Consider the following 7,040-nt stretch of genomic DNA (forward strand, 5'->3'; position numbering starts at 1 on the left):
GGCGGGGGCCGGGACGGCGGCGGCGCGGTACGACGCGGCCACGCGGGAGAGCGGCAGCCGCTGGTGGGGCAGGTGCGGGCCCGCCATGCTCGGCTCGACCGTGCCGAGGTCGAGGTCGATGACGTTGTCGTAGCGGGGTTCGGGCCGGTCGTCGGTGCGCTTGAGGCCCTGTGCGGTGAGATAGGCGTCGACGAGGCGCACGTGCTCCTCGTCCCGGCCGGTGAGCCGCAGATACGCGGCCGTCTCGTGGTCGTACGGGAAGAACACGCAGGTCGCCCCGTACTCGGGAGCCATGTTGGAGACGGCAGCGCGCTCCGCCCAGCCGAGGGCGGTGACACCGGGGCCGCAGAACTCGACGAAGCGGTCCACCACGCCGTGTGCGCGCAGGAGTTCGGTGAGGGTGAGGGCGAGATCGGCGGCGCCCACGCCGGGACGCAGTCGGCCGGTCACCCGGACACCGACCACCTCGGGGTACGGGATCGTGACGGGCTCGCCCAGCATCGCGGCCTGGCCCTCCAGTCCGCCGACACCCCAGCCGACGACACCGAGGGCGTTGATCATCGGGGTGTGGCTGTCGGTGGCGACGAGCACGTCCGGGTGGAGGACGGGAGGTTCACCGTCCCGCGTCGCCTCCGTCCACACCACGCGGGCCAGCGCCTCCATGTTGACCTGGTGGATGATGCCGGTGCCGGGCGGTACGACACGGAAGTGGTCGACGTTGCGCTCGGCCCACTTCACCATCTCGTAGCGCTCGGTGTTGCGACGGAAGTCGATCAACAGGTTGCGTTCGACGGCGTCGGGCCGCCCGTACGCCTCGACGATGACGGAGTGGTCGACGGTCAGGTCGACGGGGACCGACGGCTGCAGCCGTGCGGGGTCGCCGCCCAGCTCGGCGACGCTGTCCCGCATGGCCGCGAAGTCGGCGAGGGCGGGGAGGCAGGTGGTGTCGTGCAGCATGATCCGGTTCGGATGCACCGGCACCTCGCAGGGGCCGCTTCCGGTACGCGCTCGGTGCAGCACGTCCGCCAGCGCAGCGGGTGCCCGGCGGGCGACGTTCTCCAGCAGGACGCGTATCGCGTAGGGGAGGGCGTCCAGCTCCGCGCGCGGCAGCAGCCCGGTCAGGGGCAGGTAGCGGTGGGTGCGGCCGTGCGTGGTGAGGACTGCGGAGACGGTGGGCGCGGTGGCGCGGTCGGCGTTCATGGTCCCCTGCTGCGGTGGTGAGTCCGGCTCCGGTGGCCTCCAGTGCTTCACGTGCTTCCGGCGGGTGCAGAGCTTTTTGGTCCGCTCATATTGTCTCAGTCCGCGCATTAGTACAACAGGGCGGGGTGCGGTGCGGGCTACCCGGTCTTGATCGACCGCACCCTGTCCAGATGCCCGTGGAGGAAGGCCGACGCCGCCGCGAGGTCGCCCTCCTCGACGAGGTCGAGCAGCCGCAGGTGCTCGCGCGCCTGCTGGGCCAGGCGGGACCGGTCGACCTGGTGGCGGTACTCGATCAGCCGGCGGAGCCGGTTCTGGCGGCGTACGGCGTCGAGCAGGAAGGGGTTGCCGGAGCAGCCGACCAGCATCTCGTGGAACGAGGCGTTGGCCTCGAACAGTTCGGCGCGCGGCAGCAGCAGGATGTCACCCTGCAGCAAGGCCTCCTGCTGCTGCCGATGCCGGGCGAAGGCGCCCGCGTCCACGGTGAAGCCCGGCTCCAGCAGCGCCGCGGGCTCGACGATCATCCGGAACCGGTAACTCTGGGCATGTGCCTCGGTGGTGACCATGACGTGCTGGAACTCCCAGCCCCGGCCGCCGGGTCTGCGCCGCACCAGGTCCTCGCTCTCCATGCGGGCGAGCACCCTGTCCGCCTGGCGGGAGGTCAGTCGGTAGCGGCGGCCGATGTCCGCCGAGGTGAAGAGGCCGGTGAAGCGCCCGCCGACATGGTCGTCGGCGATCTCGAAGTAGGCCGTCCGCTCCGCGTCGTCGCCGGTGGGGCCGCCTTCGCCGAGGGGCGGGCGGCTGAGGGTGCTCGCGTCACGGGTGAGGAAGAAACCGCGGTGCGGGACCCGTTCGAGGATGCCGACCTCGGTCAGGAAGAGCATGGCCTTGCGGACCGGTGTGCGTGAGACGTCCAGGGTGTCCGCGGCCCACTGCTCGGTGACGTGCGCCCCCTCCTGGAGGCCGCTGCGGTGCAGCAGGTCCACCAGGCGGGTGGCGAGGGAGGTGGTCAGGTTCGGCCGTGCCATCGGTCCCCGCGCTCGTTCGGTTGATGTGAGGGCGAGGGCAGCCTAATTGTATTTAGGGGTTCAGAGATACAGCGGCGAGCGCGTCCAGGAGCAGGTCCGCCCCGAACGGTACGGCCAGGGCCCGGTGCCCGAGGTCGGCGGGGACCTCCGGATGGTCGGGGTTCACCCGCACCAGGCGGGCCCCGGGGGTGTGCCGTACGACGTTCTCCATGGGCCACCGGATCACGCCGGGCGTGTTGAAGCCGGCGCCGATCTCCAGGACGAGCAGCCGGGCGGTGCCCGGCGACTCGCCGAGCCAGCGGCTCAGCCGGTCGCCCGCGGGCATATGGCCGGCGTCGACGAACTCCGGTCCCACGCGCACGTTCGGGAACATGTCCGCCCCGCAGTTCGGGCAGACGGGCAGGGCGGCCGGGTCGGCCACCCGCCCCGTCTCCCGGTCGTAGGCCGCGAGCACGCGGTCGAGGAACGGCCGCGCGGGCCAGGTCTCCTGAACGCACGGCACGGTGCACTGCAGGCGGCCGTAGTCGCCCTGGGGCGTGAAGACCCGGTCCGGGGCGAAGCCGTTGCGGGCGAACAGCGCGTCGACGTTCGACGTCATCACCCAGTGGTCGCGGTCCCCGACCAACGAACGCAGCCGCCGGTACAGGGGGTTGGGCTCGACACCGAAGCGGATGTCGTCGATGTGCACGGCCCAGTAGCCCCACATCATGTCCGTCGGCAGCGGTACGCCCAGCAGATAGCGGGAACGCAGGCCGAGCCCGTACAGCGCCGGGAGCAGTTCCTTGAGGCGCGCGCTGTCGCCGTAGTCGTACCCGGCGGCCGCGCTCAGTCCCGCGCCGGCGGCGACCAGGACGCGGTCGGCCTCGTCGAGCCAGGTGCGCAGGGTCCCGGCGGCGGCCGGGAGGGAGGCGGGTGACGTCACGTCGTCCGTGGCGCCGTTCTGCACGGTCATCTGTCGGGATCCTTTCGAGCGTCCCGCCCAACGTAGGGCGGGGACCCGCCGGGGCCAGGGTCGGATCGCGACCGCGGATGGTCGGAATCCGACAGCCGCCGCCCCGGCGGTCCCCGTCGAAGCCGTCACTCGTTGTGCAGCACCTGCGCGATCGTCAGCCGGGCCGCGCGGCGGGCCGGTACGTACGCGCCCACGACGGCGATCACGACGCCCGCGAGAGCCAGCACCGCCAGGGCCGGGGGGTTCCAGACGTCCGTCATGTACGACGGCAGGGCCATGTCCACCGCGTCCGCCATACGTGGGACGACCAGCTGGTGGCCCGCCATGCCGAGCGGGATGCCCAGGAGCGAGCCGAGGGTGCCGAGCAGGGCCATCGAGGCCACCGTCATCGCCGTGACCTGGCGTGGTGTCATGCCGATGGACTTGAGCATGCCGAGGTCGCGGCGACGGTCGCGGGTGTTCAGGACGACGGTGTTGAAGACCCCGAGCGACGCGACGGCGGCGAGCAGGAGGGTGAGCGCGGTGGCGGAGCCGACGATGGTCCGGGTGACGGAGTTGGCGCCGGTCGCGGACGGGCTCAGCCCCGGATCCGCGGCTTCGGCGGCGCGGGCGTAGGCTCCCGCGTCGGCCCCGTCGCGGAGCTTGACGTGGTAGGCGATGGGCTTCTCCTCCGGTGCCACCGCCCGCATGGTCGCCCAGTCCGTGACGACGACACGGGCGTTCGTCTCCATGTACTCCCCGACGACGACCACGTCCGCGCCGCGATCGCCCTTCTCGATCCGGAAGCGGTCGCCGACGTCCAGGCCGTGGCTGCGCAGGAAGGCCGATCCCGCCACCACGTCACCGGTGTCCCGGAGCCACCGGCCCTCGGTGAGCACGCTGCCCATCAGGGGGCGGTCGCCGCGACGCGCTTCGAGCCACAGCTTCTCCGTGGAACCCACGAGGCGGACCTCGGTGTCCGCCCTGGCGGTGACCTCGCGCGCGTCCGGCAGCGAGCGCAACAGGGCGTGCAGGGCGAGGTCGTCGTGGACCGGCTTGATCTCCTTGCCGTCGCGGTACTTCCCCACATACACCGTGACCTGGTAGGCGTCGCGCCCCGCGTTGCCCACCCGGTCCATCGTCGTGGCCAGGCCGGTCGCGAACGTCACGGTGGTCACACCGAAAACCACGGCGGCGAGCGTGAGGGCGCTGCGGCCGGGCCGTGCGAACGGCAGGCCCAACCCGAGACTCACCGAGCGCGGCAGCCGGCTGCCCGCCAGCCGGCGCTGGACACCGAGGGCCCGGCCCGCGCGCGGTGCGCTGCCCGCGCTGATCGCCCGCGCGGCGGACAGCCGGTGGGCGCGCACCGAGGGCACGAGCGCGGCGAGGAGGCACACGGCCGGCATGCCGGCCAGGGCGACGACGTCGACCCAGGGAGCGAGCGAGACACTGTCGTGGAACACCCCCGCGTCCGGGCCCGTGAATGCGAACTGCAGCAGGGGCCGCGCCGCCAGATTGCCGGCGACCGTCCCGAGGACACAGCCCAGCACCGCCGGGACGGAGATCATCACGAGGTAGACGGCCACCACCTGCCCCGGGGTGAACCCCAGCGCCTTGAGAATGCCGATGTGCCGGAAACCGGAGATCACCGCGCCGCTGACCACATTGGCGACGATGAGGACGGCCACGACGACGCCGAGGACCCCGAAGGCCATCAGATAGGGCGCGTACGCCCGCGCCGCACTGCCTATCCGATCCTTGACGGTGAGGTACGACAGCGAGCCGGCCAGCGCGCCCGTCGGCAACTCCTCCGTCACCGCGGCGAGTCGGGAGCGCAGCACACGGTCCGACGAGGCGTCCGTGAAGCGGAACAGCACCTGCGTGGACGTGGGGTGCAGGGCCTCGATCTGTTCGGGGGCGACCCAGGCGTCGGCGGTGCGGCTCAGATCGAAGGCGAAGCCGACGACGGTGAGCGCGGGTCCGGAGGGCAGCCGCAGTTTCCTGCCCAGGTCGTCCGCCGTCCAGCCCGACTGCCGGTTGAGGACGACCTCGCCGGGCCCGGTGGCCCAGCGGCCCGCCCACAGGTCCAGTCGGCCCACCGGGCCCCCGGGGTCGGACCGGCCCACGACGGTGAGTTCGCTGCCGAGGCCGTAGTTCATGACCTCCCTCGGCAGCTCGACCGTGGCCTGGGGGAAGGGGCCCGCGGTCGCCGCGACCCCGGACTGCCGGGCCGCCCGCTCCAGCTGACCGTCCGAGACCTTCGCGGAATCGAACGCGGCGATCACGTGCGGCCCGCGCTGCGCGCTGAAGGCCTTGTCGAACGGCGACGAGGCCGCGTCGACCAGACCGAGCGCCACCACGATCGCCGTCGTCGAGGTCAGCGTGACCAGCGCGATCACCAACGTCTGGAGTCTGCGCCGCCGTACCGCCGCGCGCGCGGCCCGCCACACGGCTCTCATACGGACGGCTCCAGGGTGTGCTCGCCGCGCACGCGGCCGTCGGCGAACTCGACGAGACGGCTGGCACAGCGCCGGGCGAGACGCTCGTCGTGCGTCACCAGGATCAGCGTCTGGCCGATCTGGTTGAGGTCGAGCAGCAGGTCCATCACCTGCTCCCCGGCGCGGCTGTCCAGTGCGCCGGTCGGCTCGTCCGCCAGCAGCAGCGCCGGTCGGTTCATCAACGCCCTTGCCACGGCGACCCGTTGCCGTTCACCGCCGCTGAGCACCGCCGGGTAGGCATGGCGCCGGTCGGCGATGCCGAGCTCGTCGAACAGCTCCAGCGCGCGACGGCGGGCCTGCCGGGCCGGGGTGCCGGTCAACTGGGCGGCCAGCGCCACGTTGTCGAGCGCCGAGAGGTCGTCGATGAGGTTGAAGAACTGGAAGATCATGCCGATGCGCCGCCGCCGGTACAGGGCGAGCCCCTTCTCGGTCAGTTCCCCCACGTTCTCGCCGTGCACCACCACCGTGCCGCCCGACGGACGGTCCAGCCCGGCGATCATGCTCAGCAGCGTGGACTTGCCGCACCCCGACGGCCCCATCACCGCGACCGCCTCACCGGCCCGGATCTCCAGCGACACCCCGTCCAGAGCTGTCGTCTCCCCGTACTCCTTGCGCACACCGTCGAGTCGTACGACGGCCTCCGCGCTGTTGTTCTCGTTCTCCTCGGTGACCATGCACAGGACGCTAGGCGAGCGGCGCCGCCGGGACATCCCTCCCCGGAGGGCACCGTGGCCCGCGCCTCATCCCGCAGATGCAGGGGACCGCATCCCGGGGCGGATGCGCGGCGGTGGGCAGGTCTGCGAAGGTGAACCCCATGTGGGAGTGGGGGACGGACGGGCCGGTGGCCGCGCTGGCGGTGGTGGCGGCGGTCGCGGTGGGGCTGGCGGTGGCTCTGGTGCGCACCCGGCGCCGGTGGCAGAAGGCGGTGGGGGAGCGCGGCTGGTTGCTCGAACGGGAGCGGGAGAGCGCCGCGCTGGCCGCGATCGCGGCCGAACGTGACCGTATCGCCCGGGAGTTGCACGACATCGTCAGTCACAACGTCAGCCTGATGGTGGTCCAGGCGGGGGCGGCCCGTGAGGTGCTGGACACCATGCCGGACGAGGCGGCGGCGGCCCTGCTGGCCGTGGAGGACGCGGGCCGCGGCGCGATGACCGACCTTCGGCATCTGCTGGGCCTGCTGGCGCCGTCGCAGAACGGCGAGGACCCGGAGGAGGGCCCGGAGGAGGGCCCGGACGCGCGGGAGACGTTGGGCGCGCAGGAGGGTGCGGACCGGGATGCGGGCGTGGCGGGTGCGGGTGCGCCTGTGCGTGCGGAGGCAGTTGCGGGGGCCGGGTCCCGGGCCGCGGCCGTGGGTGGGGTCGGGGCCGGCCGTGGGGCGAAGGGCGG

Annotated in this window: 6 protein-coding genes; 1 reads left to right on the forward strand and 5 read right to left on the reverse strand. The window is 72.7% G+C overall.

From position 1 onward, the window contains the following. The 5 genes from P1P70_RS37110 to P1P70_RS37130 form a co-directional block, all read right to left on the reverse strand. The coding region (locus P1P70_RS37110; RefSeq protein WP_319245616.1) for an aconitase family protein at positions 1-1,200 on the reverse strand (1,200 nt) is incomplete at its 3' end. A gap of 137 nt (positions 1,201-1,337) precedes the next feature. Next, entirely contained in the window at positions 1,338-2,225 is an 888-nt protein-coding gene (locus P1P70_RS37115) for a GntR family transcriptional regulator (RefSeq protein ID WP_319245618.1), read from the reverse strand. 52 nt (positions 2,226-2,277) lie between these two features. Then, a complete protein-coding gene (locus P1P70_RS37120; protein WP_319245619.1) occupies positions 2,278-3,177 on the reverse strand; it encodes an NAD-dependent protein deacetylase of SIR2 family in 900 nt (299 codons plus the stop codon). 125 nt (positions 3,178-3,302) lie between these two features. Then, positions 3,303-5,615 (reverse strand): ABC transporter permease, encoded by a 2,313-nt coding sequence (locus P1P70_RS37125; RefSeq protein WP_319245621.1) that lies wholly within the window; start codon positions 5,613-5,615, stop codon positions 3,303-3,305. Further along, the gene (locus P1P70_RS37130; protein ID WP_319245623.1) at positions 5,612-6,328 is read right to left on the reverse strand and encodes an ABC transporter ATP-binding protein; all 717 of its coding nucleotides are present in this window, start codon (positions 6,326-6,328) and stop codon (positions 5,612-5,614) included. The genes P1P70_RS37125 and P1P70_RS37130 overlap by 4 nt, the downstream gene beginning before the upstream one ends. Positions 6,329-6,468: 140 nt before the next feature. Here P1P70_RS37130 and P1P70_RS37135 point away from each other — a divergent pair. After that, on the forward strand, positions 6,469-7,040 hold a 572-nt coding region (locus tag P1P70_RS37135), incomplete at its 3' end, for a histidine kinase dimerization/phosphoacceptor domain-containing protein (protein ID WP_319245624.1).

The sequence above is a fragment of the Streptomyces sp. MB09-02B genome, from assembly GCF_033794485.1.
In the GTDB taxonomy this organism is placed as follows: domain Bacteria; phylum Actinomycetota; class Actinomycetes; order Streptomycetales; family Streptomycetaceae; genus Streptomyces.